The organism is Pseudomonas sp. PvP100 (assembly GCF_017833055.1).
GTDB lineage: Bacteria > Pseudomonadota > Gammaproteobacteria > Pseudomonadales > Pseudomonadaceae > Aquipseudomonas > Aquipseudomonas syringae.
The window spans coordinates 3,118,942-3,133,566 of the sequence record NZ_JAFIBO010000001.1; the positions used below are offsets into that span (position 1 = coordinate 3,118,942).

The following is a 14,625-nucleotide window of genomic DNA, read 5'->3' on the forward strand; positions in this document are numbered from 1 at the left end:
TGTGCGATGACCGCTTTTTCTACTGTCTATACATTGCATCTGCTGGCTGCCCTGGTGTGGGTTGGCGGCATGTTTTTCGCCTGGATGGTGTTGCGCCCAGCAGTCATTGCAGCACTTGAAGGCCCTTCTCGCCTGAAAGTGTGGGTCCAGGTGTTTCCGCGCTTCTTCGCCTGGGTCTGGGCTGCGGTGGTGCTGCTGCCGATAACCGGCATCGGCATGATTCAGCTCAACTTCACCGGCTTTGAAACCGCGCCGCGTTATGTGCAAATCATGATGGGCCTGTACGTCGTCATGGTTGCGCTGTTTTTGCGTATCCAGTCATTGCAACTGCCGGAGCTGCGTCGTGCCGTGGAAGCCGAGCAGTGGGCCGAGGGCGCGGCGGCATTGGGCAATATCCGCCGCCTGGTCGGCATCAACCTGATTATCGGTCTGGCCGTGGTCATGCTGGCGGCGGCGCGTCCGGGCCTTTGAGGCAAAACGGAACATCGCGGGGCACTGGCGGTGACACCGCGCACAGCTTGCGGGCGTTTTCCTGCCCGATCGGTCATCTTCTGTGCCTGATATCCAAGGCATTCAACATCTTGAAACAGTTTGGCATGGGCTGTGCAAACGCTTGCGATCAGCAGTACGCGCCCACGAAAAGGAGCTTCAATGCCACAGCCGCCATTCACTCGACCTGCAACGCCCTCAAGATTCCTTATGCCACTGCTGTTCGCCGCCGCCGCGGCGCTGCCCTGTACCAGCGTCCTGGCACAGCCCGCCGCGGCCGAAGACTCGGCGCAAGGCGAAGCACTCAGCCCGCCCGCCTCGCCCAAGGAAGGTAAAGGCGCGTATTTTTCAGACTGGTTCAATCAGGACCTGACGCTGATCGGCAGCAAGGACATCAGCTTCGGCCCCAAGCCCAACGATGACATCTACCTGGAGTACGAATACTTCGGCCGCAAAGGGCCGTTCGAGCTGTACGGCTATGTCGACGTACCGAAGATCCTCGGCATCGGCAATGATAATGACAAAGGTGTCTGGGACCATGGCTCGCCGCTGTTCATGGAGCACGAGCCACGCGTCTCGATCGACTACCTTGCCGGGCGCAGTCTGGCCATCGGGCCGTTCAAGGAATGGTACGTCGCCTTCGACTGGATCTACGACCACGGCAGCAATACAGCGAACCGGGCCAACACCCTGTACAGCGGCCTGGGCACTGACATCGATACCCACTCGCGGGTCAATCTGTCGGCCAACTTCTATGGCCGCTACCAGTGGGAGAACTACGGTGCCAGCAACGAATATTCGTGGGACGGCTATCGTGCCCAGCTCAAATACATCGTACCGATCAGCACCTTCGACAACGGCGCCTCGCTGACCTACATCGGCTTCACCAACTTCGATTTCGGCTCGGACCTCAAGAACGATCCGGCACGCACCGGCAACTCCACGGTCGCCACCAATGTGCTGCTTTACGCCTTCACGCATCTGCGCTTCACCCTGGTTGGCCGCTACTTCCACAATGGCGGCAACTGGCAGGACGGCAGCGAGCTGAACTTCGGCGATGGCAACTTCCGCGCGCGCTCTGATGGCTGGGGCTACTACGCAGGCGTGGGTTACCAATTCTGAACCTTATTATGACGACAGGAGTTTTCATGAAACACACCACTCGCAACACACTGTGCGCCACGCTGGCGCTGCTCAGCCCTGCTGTCTGGGCGGCTACCGCGCCGGTGGCACCGGTCACGCCCAAGGTCATGCTGGTCGCCATGTTTGCGCCCGAAGCACAGAACTGGATCGATCGGCTGCATCTGACCAAGGAAATCCAGGTGCCTGGCCTTGCCGCCGAGTACCCGGCCATCCGCTGCAATGACCAGGACGTCTGCCTGCTGGTCACCGGCATGGGCCAGACCAACGCTGCGGCATCGACCCTGGTGCTGGCCCTGTCGCCGCAATTCGACCTGCGCAAGACTTACTTCATTGTCGCGGGCATTGCCGGCATCAACCCGCACCGCGGCACACTCGGCACCACTGCCTGGGCGCATTATCTGGTGGAGTTCGGCACTCAGTGGGAAATCGACTCCCGCGATGTGCCCAAGGAATGGCCGACCGGTTATCTGGGCATCAACACCAAGGGCCCGAACGAGAAGCCGCCGCTGGATTACAAGACCGAAGTCTTCGAGCTCAACCCCAAGCTGCAGGCCAAGGCGTTTGCCCTGTCGCACAAGGTGACACTCAGCGAAAGCAAGGAATCCGCGGCCTGGCGCGTCAAATACCCTTATGCGCCTGCCAACCAGCCGCCGCAGGTCACGCAGTGCGACACGCTGGCAGGTAATACCTGGTTTTCCGGGACGCGTCTGAGCGAGCGTGCGGAAGTCTGGACCAAGCTGCTGACCGACGGTAAGGGCGAGTATTGCACCACCCAGCAAGAGGATAACTCCACCTACGAGGCTCTGTTGCGAGCGAGCAAGGCAGGCAAGGTCGATGTCAATCGCTTAGCTGTCGTCCGCGCGGGCTCCGACTTCGATCGTCCGTATCCGGGTTACAGCGAGGTGGACAACTTGCTCAAGTATGCCGATCAGGGTGCCTTCGTCCCGGCGCTGGAAAACCTCTACCGCACCGGCAACCCGCTGGTGCAGGCGATTGTCGGCGACTGGAAGAATTGGGAAAAAGGCGTACCGCAATAATGTGAGTGAAGCGGGTCGCGACTGTCCGGATCATGGCCTTGCACCTGATCCGGACAGGCTCTCGCAGACTACAGACGTTGCAGGATCAACGCGCCTGCCGGTCCCGGAGCACCTGGCAGACCTGGCTCACCCTGTCTGCCAGACTTGCCGCCTTCAGCGCGGTAGACAACACAGCCTTTCGACGCACCGCCCTTCCCTGCCTTGCCGCCTTCGCCACCTTTGCCCGCCGCGCCGCCCGCGACATTCACCTTGATGCGTTCGGCCGGATAGCTCTGTGGCAGTTCAAGACGAACCTGCGCGCCCGCAGCGCCATCGTGGCCATTGCCGCCGCTGTCGCCGTTATAACCACGCCCGGCCTGGCCCCAGGTACAGCCCGGGGCTTCGCCCGAGCCGCCATCCAGCCCGGCATAGCCTGGGCTGCCTGCGCCACCGCGGGCGTCAATCGACAGTTCTTCGGCATCCAGGCTCTGCAGGCGCAGGGTCAGGTTGCGCCCTGGCCGTGCCGGTTTCTCGAAAGTACCCGGCGCACCCCGTGCGGTGATCTGGCTGCCGGTGCCGAACTCACCGTGCAGCACGACCATGTTGAACGACTGCACACCAGGGACGATGGCAATTCGCGCTTCGTGCCCCAGTACCAGCTCGCCAATCTTCACATCATCGATACCGGCCGGAATCAGCAGAGTGCCGTAGTCGGACACTTCAAGGCGCTCGACCTGCAGAACGCTGCTGTTGCCAGGCAGACGCATCAACGAGTGTGGAGCGACGATAATTGCCTGAGCCATGGCCAGAGGGCTGAACAACGCCGCCAGCAGAACGAGCTTACGCATGAGTGTGCCCCCTGACCGAACGGCCGATGGATTGAACATGAAAGATGCCAAACAGGATGATTTTGCCCCGGTCGCGCCACGGATGCCGGCGACCGCGCAGGCTGCCGTTGAACAGAATCAGCTCCAGCAAATGAGTCAATAACAGCACCGCGCCGGCCATGTCGATCATCACGCCAAACGGGCTGGGCGCCTCAATCGCCGCGTTGACCAGCACCACCAGCCAAAAGCCCAGCATCAATATCTTCCCCAGCCCCCAAAACACCTTCATTGCCCGCCCACCCCTTGTCATGATCCGTTACGAAATTGCAGTCTTCGCATGCTTTTCGTCGCCGCACAGTAGACGTGCTGTACGCCGAATATGCCAGCGGTGTATTGAGAAAGATCCGGAATGATCTCGACGCTGGACAATTATTGTGTGCGGCAATGCTGCAATCAAGGTTAGCGGACACCAGAAAGCCCTGTCACAAGGGTGCAGGGCTTTTTGGTGTGTATCGAGCCTGTCAGGCCTCGCTGGGAGTCTTGGCCTGGACGACTGGACGTACCACCGGCACCGGACGCTTGTACCACCAGACACCCACCAATACCGCAGCGACGCCAACCCATTGAACCAACGTGAGCTGCTCATCGAAAAAGAAGAACCCGATCAGAATCGCCACCACCGGACGGGCCAGTGCCGAAACAGAGGCCAGTACTACATCGACGTGCCTGAGTGCATACGCCATCAGGCCATGGCCCAGAAGCTGGCTGATCAGCGCGAGCAACGCAATGACCACCCAGCCCTGCACGGTGTCCGGCAGAATCTTCGCACTGGTGAGCAAAGCGATGGGCAGTAACAGCACTGCACAGGTAAAGCTATTCCAGATAATGATCTTGCGAGACGTGAAGCAGTCGCGCAGCGACTTGATCAGGATCAGGTAGATCGCATAGAAAAGCGCGGAGTTCAGGGCCAGCAGGTCGCCAGTCACGCTCTGGCTGGAAAACGCCACGCTGGCACTGCCGTCAAACACCAGCAGACAAGCCCCGCCGATACTCAGGGTCAGCGCCAACACTTGATAGACGCCGATTTTTTCCTTCATGAACAGATAGGACAGCAGCGCCACAAACACCGGGGACAGGTTCATCAGGACCGACGTGTTGGCCATGCTGGTCAGCTTGACCGCCCAGTGATTGGACAGCAGATCCACACACGACACCACGCCCGACAGCACCAGCAGCCAGAGCATCGCCCGCCGGCTGCGCGCCGTACCGACAGTCCCGGTCTCAGTGTTTTTACCTGCTGGCCAGGCGGCCAGCGCAGAAGCCATACCGCCCGCCATGAACATTCGCAGCATCAGGGTAGACGTGGCATCCACTTCACTGAGCTTGACGAACGCAATGGCGGAGGCCACACCGATGGTACTTATGATCAGTGCCAGAACAGGCAAAAACGCCTTATTACCCACCTTCATGACGGTCCCTCGAAGTTATAGGAGTTGAGTGGCGCAATGAATGCCGCCGAACTGCTTTTGATGCTCTGTAAAGGCGATCAGCAGGACATGACAGTCGAGCTCAGCCAACTGATCAAGCAGGCGCACCGGTGCGTTTTGATCGATCCAGACATGGTTGCCCAATGAAAATGCATTTGCGCACCATGCCGCCATCATTTCGTCGTCCAGCCGTATCAGCTCGATACCCGCAACCTGTGCTGCCTGGCGAAACGTCAGGTCCTTGTCGGTCAGTTGCCAGCCCGATGACGTGCGCCGATAAACGCTGACCAGGGAGCGGTCGGCTGCGTCCGCTCTTTTCGCGTCGATCAGCAGAGTGTCACGCAGCAGGCAGGCGTAGTGATCCAGGTGAAACTGTTCGGGATTACGCCATATGTCCTGCACCGCCAGCACAACCTCGCCCTTGAGCAAGCTTGAAGCCAGCAAGAACTCGAGCACCGGGGCCTCGGTACGAAAGCCGGTGTTGATCAAGGATATGTGTTCGTTTTCCAGATAATCACCGCCCTCGAGCACCTGATCGAGTTCGACAGGAACGTGACCATGGGCAGCGACCACCTGCTTCACCACGTCAACCTCGCGCGCCCTGTCCTGACGCTTCAGACGCCCGAAAACCGGCTGCCCGCCGACGTTCATGAAGTGGTCCCGCGGAAACAGAAGCCCGTACAGCGGTTGAATACGGTAGCTCTCGTAGGTAGCGTCCGGACTGATCCGGCCCAACTCGTCATCGTAATGCAGCCGTAGATCGGGCTGGTTGATGATGATCTCGGCCAACTCCTGCCGACTGCAGCGGAGCAATTGCTGGTGAGCAAGCTGCTGGCGCCCGTGTTCGACATTATCGGCAAAGCGCAACGCCCGCCTTGCCAACTGCCGCATATCCTCGATGGCCACATGCGGACCGTCTTCGCTGAACAGCGCATCGGACAGGAAAACGGTCGGGAAACCCGCTGCATTGAAAGAGCTGGCCAGAGCCATGACATCGGCATCTGCCTGCCGAAGCGAATACGGGTGCTGCGATTCCATGAATATCGACATGGAAACAGGCTGCACGACAGAGGGAAGCTGCAGGAGCACTTTCATTCAGGGTTCCAGAAATCAGGTTGCGCGAATCGACGTCTGCAAAATACTCATGCACTGCACAATGGCCTGCTCTATCGCAGCCTGGCTGTCGGCGGCGAAGTGCAATCTGGCGGGGATATCCTCGTAGCTGAACGCATTTGAATCGCCCTGGGACTGCACGCTGCTATAGGTCAGCAGCGGATGGGAGAGCTCCATCAGCGGATCGAAGGTGAACCCGCCGGGGAACGGATTGGGCATCATCAGAAAACCGGTGATTCGGGTGTCTACCGGAGCGATAGCCACTTCCAGCGCGGCGCGGGTCCAGAGCTCATACAGGTCGATTCCCTCGCTGCGCAACGCGACAAACGGAATCTCACCGCCACCGACTCGACCGCCGATCTCCAGAAATACGAGCTCGCCACGACGTTCGATGATCTCCAGGTGAATGGCCTGGTTGTGCAGGTTGAGGCGCAGGCAGACTTCTTCGGTGAACGCACGCACTCGCGCGATGAATGCCCGGTCATCGACCGTGACCGAGCCGAGCGGCAGGCCATTGCGAAAGTCCAGGCAGGTGTTCAGGTACTTCGACACTTTGAAGTACGGCATGCTGTCAGCCGCCAGTATCGCGTCGACATGATAGATATCGCCTTCTATGTACTCTTCGACTTCGTAGCCATTGAAATCCGGCAGGTCGGGTATATCTTCCAGGCGCTCGATCTTCACCACGCCGTCCGAGGCTGCGCCAACCTGGGGCTTGAGGATGACCGGAAAGCCGTGCTCATGACAGAAGGCTTCGACGCCGCCACGCGACGCTACATTCCGATACTGAGGATAACGAACCGAAGAACCGGTCAATGCTTCCTTCATGCTCGCCTTGTTACGGCACAGCAGGTTATCGGCGACCTTGGCACCGGGTATGTTGAATTCGGTACGCACCAGCGCAGCGGCGTCCAGATCGTATTCCGAAAAGGCGATCACGAAATCGACAGGCTGACGACGATGAATGGCCCGCGCTTCCTGAAGTATCAGATCGGCGTCCAGTGCGCTGACTTCGACTACGTTGGCGCTGACCTGCGGATCAATCAGCCGCGAGTGCCCTGCCAGTGATATGTAGGAGACATCGACCTGCGAGTGATCGATGTAGTTGCGGTAGTCCGAAAGCTCGTCGTCATAGCGGTTGATGATCAGGACATGCTTCATACGATTCCAACCTCTGTGTGTACCCGCCCGACTAGGCTTCTTACAAGCGCCTCGTCGGTACCGCCGAACATGACGTAGCCGATTCTTGAGGTCCAGTCCTGATCCGAGCCAAGAGCGTCGCCGGATCGGTAATAGACCTGATGCGAAAGGTAATACGGACTGTCGAAAATGTCGGAGAGCCCTTGCAGCTCGGTAAATTCGCTCTTGTCGCCTCGGGGGATGAAGGCGATGGCACTGACGCCGTTCGCACGTGGCACGGCCCGACTGTCGATGTCCAGGTACTCACACAGTGTCTCTTTGGCAAGGTCAATGCCGCTGGCACGCCTGATCAACTCGACGATATTGTCGCCTGGAAGACGGGCCGCCAGTTCAACCGCTACCGGCTGGCCTTGTGGCGTTACACGCAACTCCAGGTGGAACGGCCCGACGTTCAGCTTTATGGCCTCAAGCACCGCCAGCGAATAGTCGGTCAGTACCCTGCGAAATCCTTCTTCATAGCCTTGGCCCACGATGTGACCGACTTCGACAAAGTACGGCTCCGAGCCGAGCAGTTTCTCCGTGATGGACGCAAGGGTGACGCTGCCATCGCTGCGCACGATGCCTTCGACACTGTATTCAGTGCCGGGAATGTACGCTTCGACAATCAGCTGGCCACTGGCAGTAAAGCCGATGTCGTCGGGCAGTGATTGACGAAATGTCTCCACCGCTTCAATCAACTCTTGATGGTTGTAGAGCTTGCGCACACCGATACTGCCCGCCATATCGATCGGCTTGACCACCGCCGGAAAGCTGAAGCCCTCCGGCACAGCTACCGGCGCGTGGGCATCCAGAAGGAAAAAGCCGATCGTGCTCAACCCCGCCTCAGTCAGCCGGCTGCGGAAATTGAATTTGTTGCGCACTTTCTCTACTGCACTGTCGTGCAGATGCGTTGTGCCTGACGCTGCCCCCAGGCGCGCGGCCATGGGCACGGCGTACTCCACACCGGGAAGAACGGCGCGGACGTCTCCCAACTCATTGATTTTCTTCAGCTGTGCCTCAAAATCACCGGTGTCGATTTTGATGACCTGACGTACCTTGGCCCGCAACTCAGCGTTGAGCTCCTGCTCGCCACCGTCACAGGAAAACACATAGACACCGACGCCCAGTTGCTGCGCCGCATTGATATAGTTAATACCGGATGAAACAGGATCAATGACAACGATGGACATGGCTCAGTCTCCGACTATCCAAAACTTTCAAGTTCACACAAGGGAAGGTTCTTTAACTTGCCGATCACCCCATCCGACCCGACGCCGATGGTGAGCGTGTCGTGCATCAAGTGTTCGCCAATGGCAAAGTCAGGGTGGGTCCATTCGGAAAAAGGAAAGTTGGTCACGTGAACGTCGCATTCAACCGTTTTGCGGAACATCTCTATACACCCTGCGTGATAATCGCTGAGGCCTGCACGATTGACGGCGTAAATGGCAACTTCACGAATACCGTACTTCGCTACCAGTTCCTGCGCACGACTCAATGCCGCGCCCATTCCACTTCCACCACTCACGACATTCAAACGACTCAGGGACTGTTCATAGACCGGCAAGGCAGGACTTGCAATTGAATATTCCAGCGGTTCGCCCACTGGCCACTGCAACAATAACCCCGAGAACAGGCCACCCTCACGCAATTTCACATGGCAGGTCAGGCTGTCGTAATCCTTGCCACCCAAGGTCACCACAGAATAACTGCGCACCGCTGAACCCTCGGGATATTTCAAACTGATGACCGACTTGGCGTTATAGAAAACCTTTTTGACCTCAAGCACGACTTCCATTATTTGCCCGGACAGCATCCGTTTGCTTTTCAGCCTGGCCTTATGAAAGGTGCTGATCGCAACACGGATATCAATATCCGTTTCAGCACGACTGACGCATGGCAGAAAGGCTTCATTCAAGGCAACGACTTTTCCCTGTTCCAGAACGCGCCCCGAAACAAGTGTGCACTTGCACACTCTGCACACCCCTTTGAGACACCCCCTTACCAACGCTTCATGAGGAAGGGCATCGGTAAGGGGTTGCTGACTCTCGGCGGTGTAAGTCTGGTCTCCAATACGCACACTGTAGATTGCCATTACACCGACCTTGAGTAAGGTGTATTAAAGCGTTGCTGCACGCAGGGCCTGGAAGTACTCACCGACCATCGGTATGAATGCCTTGATATGAACGACAGCCTTTTGCAGATCCTTCTCGTCCTTGATAACCGACGCCAGCATGTTGTTCATCATGCCGCTGTGGTCCTCGGCTTCGTCGAAAGCCACGTGAGAAGCCGCTCCGCTGACCGCTGGCTGGCCCATGCTGGCACTGGCCTTCTGGGTGATGAACGAGCTGTATTTGTCGCCGTAGTATTCGAGGAACCAGTCCCAGGTGATCGAGGACAAAGGACCGAACTTGCTGACGCAAAAGTTCAGGTAACCCATGAGTTTCCAGGTTTCCGGGAAGGCGAACTGCGCCTGAACGTCGGAAGGAGAATAGCCGTACGTGATGAGGTCCTGACCGAACATTTCGTCGTGGCCGAACTCATCATACAAATAGTAAGACAATTGTTTGGCGGCGGAAATGTTGTCGACTGCCGCAACCTGTACAGCACGTGCGTCCAGTTCGTTGTTCATGTGAATGCGGATCACGCACTCCAGAATATGACGCTTGTAGTAAGACTCATTGAACCAGTCGCCTTTATGGAACTCGCCCATGACGGTGTCTTTTTTGAATTCTGCTTCCAGGCAGGTATCAACAGTGCTTTCAAGCGTCTTTAGCATCTCAGCGGTGGATATCATCGGTTGCTTCTCTCCATGTTAATCATTAATGGCTTAATGATATTTAATATTCAGCGCCCTGCTGAATCGTATTATCCGTATCACAACAAACAAATGACCGACGGCCAGAACCGCGAGCGAAAGCTGATCGATAGGTCAAACAACGATTGCGTAAAATAAAAAATGACGTCAAACAAGTGACCTTGCCTATTGCCAGAGGCGGCAGCTAAACAGCCGGTGTTTTTTAACAGCGGTCACTGACACGCACCCAATGGTCCGGGCAATATCATCGCTTTACGTATTCAAGGCGCACAGAAAGACGGTCCATAATAATGAACATTGCACGTCTAATAGCCCATGGCCAGAATATTCTGCGTGTCCGCTGGACACACAGCACATACCACGCCTTTATCAAGGCATCGCAGAGAATACAAGTGAGTTACATAGTAGGTGTTTATACGTCGCGTCCATGCAGCCACTCTTGGGATCCAATTTGCGTTGCGGATCCTAATGCGTCTGAAAACAGCTTGCAAGTAACTTTATAATCTAAGTATCTGCCAAATGACTTAATAACCCGGTCGCTGCACCTGAAAGCCCGTGAACGACGCTTTCCAGACCTCGCCGGGCAGGCTAGTCTTGTCAGCTAACCAGAGGACTTTCAATGACCGTCGGCTACTCGAACCGTACGCCCCAACAAGCGCTGGCTGCCCTTCTCGATCGCTATGCGCCGCAGCGCCTGCTGTTGATCGGCGCTCAGGAGTTTCCGGCGTTGCAAGCCTTTCAGGAGGCCCACCCGCAGACCGAGGTCGCGCTGGCCGAACCCGGTGCGCTGCCTGCTCATCTGGCCGCGCAACGTTTCGATCTGGCGCTGGTGGTCGATTGTCTCGAACACATCCCCAAGCGCACCGGCCTGGAATTGTTGGGTGGCATCCGCAACCTCAACGCCAGCCGCATCGCGGTGCTCGCCGACTTGCAGGCCTGCGGTTGGCAGGAGACGGATTTTTTCTCGCTGGCGCTACAGTCCAGCGAACGCTTCGCCCGCGACGAGCAGGTGCTGAACCTGTTTACGTACGACTTGCGTGAGTACAAACAGGTGCCCGACTGGCTGAACGCGAAGTACTGGGCCAACCCGGAGAATTTTGGAAAGTATTGGTGGTGACCTATGAGTAGTGCCATTTGCCCCTGCGGCAGCGGCGATCTGTTGCTGGCCTGCTGCGGTCGCTATCACGCAGGTCAGCCTGCGCCAGGCGCGGAAAAGCTGATGCGCTCGCGTTATAGCGCCTATGTGCTGGGGCTGACTGACTATCTGGTCCAGACCACTCTGCCGGTGCAGCAAGGCGGGCTGGACCGTGAGGCTATCGCTCAGTGGAGTGCGCAGAGCACTTGGTTGGGGCTGGAGGTAGAAAGCTCGGAGGTGTTCGGCGGCAAGCCGGAGCATGCGTTCGTGACTTTTACCGCTCGCTGGCATGATGGCAATGGTGAGCACAGTCATAAGGAGCGTTCGTCGTTCGTGCAGAATCAGGGGCGCTGGTATTTTATCGATTCAACCGTGCCGTTGAAGGCTGGGCGTAATGATGCGTGTCCGTGTGGCAGTGAGCAGAAGTTCAAGAAGTGCTGCTCGGCTTATGTGGACTGAGTCGCGGCTCTTTGCTTGAACGTCGAGAACTCCGCGGTTGACTATCGTTCCCGCGTGGGAATGCAGTTCGTGACGCTCTGCGTCACACGGCTGTTCTGTGATGTCAGGTAGATTGAGGTTCGACTCAGGTCAACTTTTCGCCCCTCGGCGACTCACTTTGAGGGACCAAAGTGAGCAAAGTCCTTAGCTCCGTTTCCGGCCCGACTTCGTCGGGTTCCTTCGCCCTGGCACTGATCCGGGGGTCGCCGCAACGGACCATCCATGGTCCGGTGCGGCTAGCCTGGCGTCCTGCCAGGCTACCCCCGGATCAGCACCAGGACTCAGCCGTCACTTACGTCGCACTCTGCGTCGTCAGTACCATCGCGTTTGAAAAGCGCTTCAGAGCAATTTGGCTAAAGGCACGGCCCGTAGCCTGATGACTATCGTTCCTCACGCTCCGCGTGGGATTGCAGTTCGTGACGCTCTGCGTCACACAGCGGTCTGCGTTATCAGGTGGATTGGGCTCGCCTTAAAACTCCAATTGTGCCGAGAACGCGACGGTGCGTGGGTCGCCCAGGTAGCTGCTGTTGAGCCAGTATTCTTTGTTGGTCAGGTTGCTGACGTTGACGCGCAGGGTCAGGTCGTTTTCTGCAAGGCGCAGGCGGTAGCGGGCTCCGGCGTCGAAGGTGGTGAAGGACGGCAGGTCGTTTTCGTTGCTTTGATCGGTGTATTGCTTGCCGGTGTAGAACGCCCCGCCGGTCATGGCCAGGCCTGGTATAGGGTTGATGTCGTATTCGGCATAAACCTTGGCCAGTTGCTTGGCGACGTTGGTCGGGACGTTACCTTCATCCGCTGCGACGCCGGTTTTCTTGATTTTCGGGTCGAGCAAGGTAAATCCGCCAACTACGGTCAGTTCCGGGATGACCTTGCCGGTGACGCTGAATTCCAGGCCGTTGTTCTCCTGACGTCCGTCCACAACGTAGATGTTCGAGGCAGTGGTGTAACCGTTAGGCTTCTCGATGTTGAACAGCGCCAGGGTCAACAGGGTTTCACCCAGCGTCGCCTTGGCACCGATTTCGTATTGCTCACTGATTTCAGGCGCAAACGCCTGGCCGGCATTGGCGGTCCCGCTAGGCGCGACGCCGCCCGATTGCAGGCCTTCTATATACGTGGCGTAGGTGGTCAGCCACGGCAGCGGTTTATAGACCAGCGAGATGTTCGGCGAAGTCTTGCTCTCGTTGTAGGTGGTCTCGGTTTCGGCGGAACCGAACGCCTTGGCGTAGACGAACTCGTTGGCGTAGGTTTTGATCTGCGTGTTGGTCACACCCAGGATCGCCGACCACTGCTCGTTGAAGGTGATGACGTCACCGATCAGGACGTTGTTGCTTTCCGAGCTGTTGGCCAGGCGCTGGTCGCCATGCCCGATGGAGTACGCAGGCTTGCCAACCTGAGGCGTCTGGTCCAACGGTATCGTGCCCACCGGCGAGGTGTATTGCGGGCCCGGCTGATCGGGCGTGTACGGAATGTGATCCTCGTACTGCTTCTGGCGCGAGGTATTGCCCTGATAGCCCACGGTGACCTTGTGACCGATGAAGCCGGTATCGAACGCCACATCGAGGAACAGCGAGCCGGTCTTTTCTTCGGTTTCAATCGGAGCGAAGGCATACAGCGGCTGCGAGTAAAGGCCCGCGCTGTAGACCGTCGGCCCGGTGTAGGTGTTCTCCGAGGTGTACTGCTGGGCCGCGAAGGCCGCGCGCAAGGTGAAGGTGTCGTTCAAACGCCACTTGGCGCGCACACCGGCCTTGTCGGACTCGTAATCGGAAAACGACCACTTCTGGCTGTAGAGCTTGTCGTTGTCCAGCGATGCCGCGCTGGGGCGCAGGGACTGGTCGCCGAAATACCAGTAACTGGTCAGGCCGCGAATTTCGGTCTTCTTGTGCGAGGCGTCGAACTGTACCAGCAGGTCGTCGGACACGTTCCAGTCCAGTGCCAGGGAAATCATCTCGCGACGACGCTTGTTCAGATCGACAGCCGTTTCACCATCCTGGGTCAGCACATTAAGGCGATAGGCGAACTTGCCCTCGCTGTCGATCGGCCCGCCGAAGTCACCATGCAGGTAGTAATTCTCACCCCCGGCATTGCCCAGGGTGACGCTGTTGTAGCGTTGATAGGTCGGGCGCTTGAGCACGTAGTTGACCAGCCCGCCCGGCGAGGCTGGACCATACAGGAAGCCGGTCAGACCGGTGATGACTTCCAGTTGCTCCATCTCTTCCATGTAGTTGCTGCCGTCGGCACCGTTGGTGAACCGCAGGCCATCATTGGCGATGTTCAGGCTGCCCGCGCTGCTGAAACCACGAATATTGACGGCACTGGCATAACCGGCGCTGGTCGGCGAGTACATCTGGGTGAACGGGTTGTGCTTGATGACATCGTCCAGCGAGGTCGCCTGGATGTTTTTTAGCAGTGCCTGAGGCGTGACGCTTATGGAATAAGGCGTGTCCTGCAGCCGCATGCCACCCAGCGCGCCGACGCTGCTGACGTTCTCGCTGCGATAACCTGCTGCCTCCGAACCTTCGAGGGGCGTGCTGTTGGCGTTGATGTTCACGTCCGACAGGTTCAAGGCGCTCTGTTCCATGGCCATCAGCGTGTACGTCCCGGCACTGCTCTGCACCAGTTGCAGGCCGCTGCCACGCAGGGCCTCGCGCAAGGCCGTCGCCGCGTCGAAATTGCCTTTCACCGCCGAGCTGGTTTTGCCAGCGACCAACGCCGGGTCAAGACTCAGTGCCAGACCACCCTGGCTGGATATCTGATTCAGCGTGGTCGCCATCGGGCCTGCGGGTAGATCGTAGGCAACCAGGCTGGCCTGCTGCGCCGCCATCGACAGCGGGCTGGTCAGAGGCGTGCACAGGGCGATCGCCACGGCCAACAGACTGGGACGCAGAAGGGTGTCTAACGAACGGGACATCGGGCAACTCCTGATGGA

At 58.1% G+C, this 14,625-nt stretch carries 14 protein-coding genes; 5 read left to right on the top strand and 9 right to left on the bottom strand.

All coding sequences use genetic code 11. The features are described 5' to 3' along the window. Positions 1-6: 6 nt before the first annotated feature. From JOE39_RS13195 to JOE39_RS13205, 3 genes are all read left to right on the top strand, one after another. Positions 7-471: a CopD family protein gene (locus JOE39_RS13195; protein ID WP_003314423.1), complete on the top strand. Its 465-nt coding sequence runs from the start codon at positions 7-9 to the stop codon at positions 469-471. 180 nt (positions 472-651) lie between these two features. After that, positions 652-1,611 (top strand): nucleoside-specific channel-forming protein Tsx, encoded by a 960-nt coding sequence (locus JOE39_RS13200; protein ID WP_004416479.1) that lies wholly within the window; start codon positions 652-654, stop codon positions 1,609-1,611. Positions 1,612-1,637: 26 nt separating this feature from the next. After that, the gene (locus JOE39_RS13205; protein WP_210077257.1) at positions 1,638-2,669 is read left to right on the top strand and encodes a purine nucleoside permease; all 1,032 of its coding nucleotides are present in this window, start codon (positions 1,638-1,640) and stop codon (positions 2,667-2,669) included. 68 nt (positions 2,670-2,737) lie between these two features. On the opposite strand, the gene JOE39_RS13210 is transcribed toward JOE39_RS13205, so the two are convergent. The 8 genes from JOE39_RS13210 to JOE39_RS13245 all read right to left on the bottom strand — a co-directional run bounded on the left by JOE39_RS13210 (position 2,738) and on the right by JOE39_RS13245 (position 10,048). After that, positions 2,738-3,496, bottom strand: a complete 759-nt coding sequence (locus JOE39_RS13210; RefSeq protein WP_003393380.1) for a hypothetical protein — start codon at positions 3,494-3,496, stop codon at positions 2,738-2,740. Beyond that, positions 3,489-3,764 (bottom strand): DUF1145 domain-containing protein, encoded by a 276-nt coding sequence (locus JOE39_RS13215; RefSeq protein WP_003363526.1) that lies wholly within the window; start codon positions 3,762-3,764, stop codon positions 3,489-3,491. Before JOE39_RS13215 ends, JOE39_RS13210 begins: the two co-directional genes overlap by 8 nt. A 232-nt stretch (positions 3,765-3,996) precedes the next feature. Further along, positions 3,997-4,944 carry an EamA family transporter gene (locus tag JOE39_RS13220; protein WP_010421231.1) on the bottom strand — a complete coding sequence of 316 codons (948 nt, stop codon included), beginning with the start codon at positions 4,942-4,944 and terminating at the stop codon, positions 3,997-3,999. 15 nt (positions 4,945-4,959) lie between these two features. Continuing rightward, positions 4,960-6,057: an arginine deiminase family protein gene (locus JOE39_RS13225; RefSeq protein ID WP_010421229.1), complete on the bottom strand. Its 1,098-nt coding sequence runs from the start codon at positions 6,055-6,057 to the stop codon at positions 4,960-4,962. Positions 6,058-6,072: 15 nt separating this feature from the next. Continuing rightward, entirely contained in the window at positions 6,073-7,236 is a 1,164-nt protein-coding gene (locus JOE39_RS13230; RefSeq protein ID WP_003393384.1) for an ATP-grasp domain-containing protein, read from the bottom strand. After that, complete coding sequence (locus tag JOE39_RS13235) at positions 7,233-8,444, bottom strand: ATP-grasp domain-containing protein (protein ID WP_024665273.1); 1,212 nt, start codon at positions 8,442-8,444, stop codon at positions 7,233-7,235. The genes JOE39_RS13230 and JOE39_RS13235 overlap by 4 nt, the downstream gene beginning before the upstream one ends. A 14-nt stretch (positions 8,445-8,458) precedes the next feature. Further along, the gene (locus tag JOE39_RS13240) at positions 8,459-9,346 is read right to left on the bottom strand and encodes a 2Fe-2S iron-sulfur cluster-binding protein (protein ID WP_024960395.1); all 888 of its coding nucleotides are present in this window, start codon (positions 9,344-9,346) and stop codon (positions 8,459-8,461) included. Between the two features lie 24 nt (positions 9,347-9,370). Beyond that, positions 9,371-10,048 (bottom strand): hypothetical protein, encoded by a 678-nt coding sequence (locus tag JOE39_RS13245; protein ID WP_003314413.1) that lies wholly within the window; start codon positions 10,046-10,048, stop codon positions 9,371-9,373. Between the two features lie 640 nt (positions 10,049-10,688). Here JOE39_RS13245 and JOE39_RS13250 point away from each other — a divergent pair. Both JOE39_RS13250 and JOE39_RS13255 read left to right on the top strand, forming a co-directional pair. After that, entirely contained in the window at positions 10,689-11,186 is a 498-nt protein-coding gene (locus tag JOE39_RS13250; RefSeq protein WP_032659801.1) for a DUF6231 family protein, read from the top strand. 3 nt (positions 11,187-11,189) lie between these two features. Further along, the gene (locus JOE39_RS13255) at positions 11,190-11,663 is read left to right on the top strand and encodes a YchJ family protein (RefSeq protein WP_003314410.1); all 474 of its coding nucleotides are present in this window, start codon (positions 11,190-11,192) and stop codon (positions 11,661-11,663) included. Positions 11,664-12,171: 508 nt separating this feature from the next. On the opposite strand, the gene JOE39_RS13260 is transcribed toward JOE39_RS13255, so the two are convergent. Then, positions 12,172-14,607: a TonB-dependent receptor gene (locus tag JOE39_RS13260; protein WP_210077255.1), complete on the bottom strand. Its 2,436-nt coding sequence runs from the start codon at positions 14,605-14,607 to the stop codon at positions 12,172-12,174. Positions 14,608-14,625: the final 18 nt, after the last annotated feature.

Bases quoted from the DNA above. Each gene is read 5' to 3' on its own strand.
- JOE39_RS13230 (WP_003393384.1), bottom strand. From the start codon at position 7,236: ATGAAGCATGTCCTGATCATCAACCGCTATGACGACGAGCTTTCGGAC.
- JOE39_RS13195 (WP_003314423.1), top strand. From the start codon at position 7: ATGACCGCTTTTTCTACTGTCTATACATTGCATCTGCTGGCTGCCCTG.
- JOE39_RS13225 (WP_010421229.1), bottom strand. From the start codon at position 6,057: ATGAAAGTGCTCCTGCAGCTTCCCTCTGTCGTGCAGCCTGTTTCCATG.
- JOE39_RS13245 (WP_003314413.1), bottom strand. From the start codon at position 10,048: ATGATATCCACCGCTGAGATGCTAAAGACGCTTGAAAGCACTGTTGAT.
- JOE39_RS13235 (WP_024665273.1), bottom strand. From the start codon at position 8,444: ATGTCCATCGTTGTCATTGATCCTGTTTCATCCGGTATTAACTATATC.
- JOE39_RS13250 (WP_032659801.1), top strand. From the start codon at position 10,689: ATGACCGTCGGCTACTCGAACCGTACGCCCCAACAAGCGCTGGCTGCC.
- JOE39_RS13205 (WP_210077257.1), top strand. From the start codon at position 1,638: ATGAAACACACCACTCGCAACACACTGTGCGCCACGCTGGCGCTGCTC.
- JOE39_RS13210 (WP_003393380.1), bottom strand. From the start codon at position 3,496: ATGCGTAAGCTCGTTCTGCTGGCGGCGTTGTTCAGCCCTCTGGCCATG.
- JOE39_RS13255 (WP_003314410.1), top strand. From the start codon at position 11,190: ATGAGTAGTGCCATTTGCCCCTGCGGCAGCGGCGATCTGTTGCTGGCC.
- JOE39_RS13220 (WP_010421231.1), bottom strand. From the start codon at position 4,944: ATGAAGGTGGGTAATAAGGCGTTTTTGCCTGTTCTGGCACTGATCATA.
- JOE39_RS13200 (WP_004416479.1), top strand. From the start codon at position 652: ATGCCACAGCCGCCATTCACTCGACCTGCAACGCCCTCAAGATTCCTT.
- JOE39_RS13260 (WP_210077255.1), bottom strand. From the start codon at position 14,607: ATGTCCCGTTCGTTAGACACCCTTCTGCGTCCCAGTCTGTTGGCCGTG.
- JOE39_RS13240 (WP_024960395.1), bottom strand. From the start codon at position 9,346: ATGGCAATCTACAGTGTGCGTATTGGAGACCAGACTTACACCGCCGAG.
- JOE39_RS13215 (WP_003363526.1), bottom strand. From the start codon at position 3,764: ATGAAGGTGTTTTGGGGGCTGGGGAAGATATTGATGCTGGGCTTTTGG.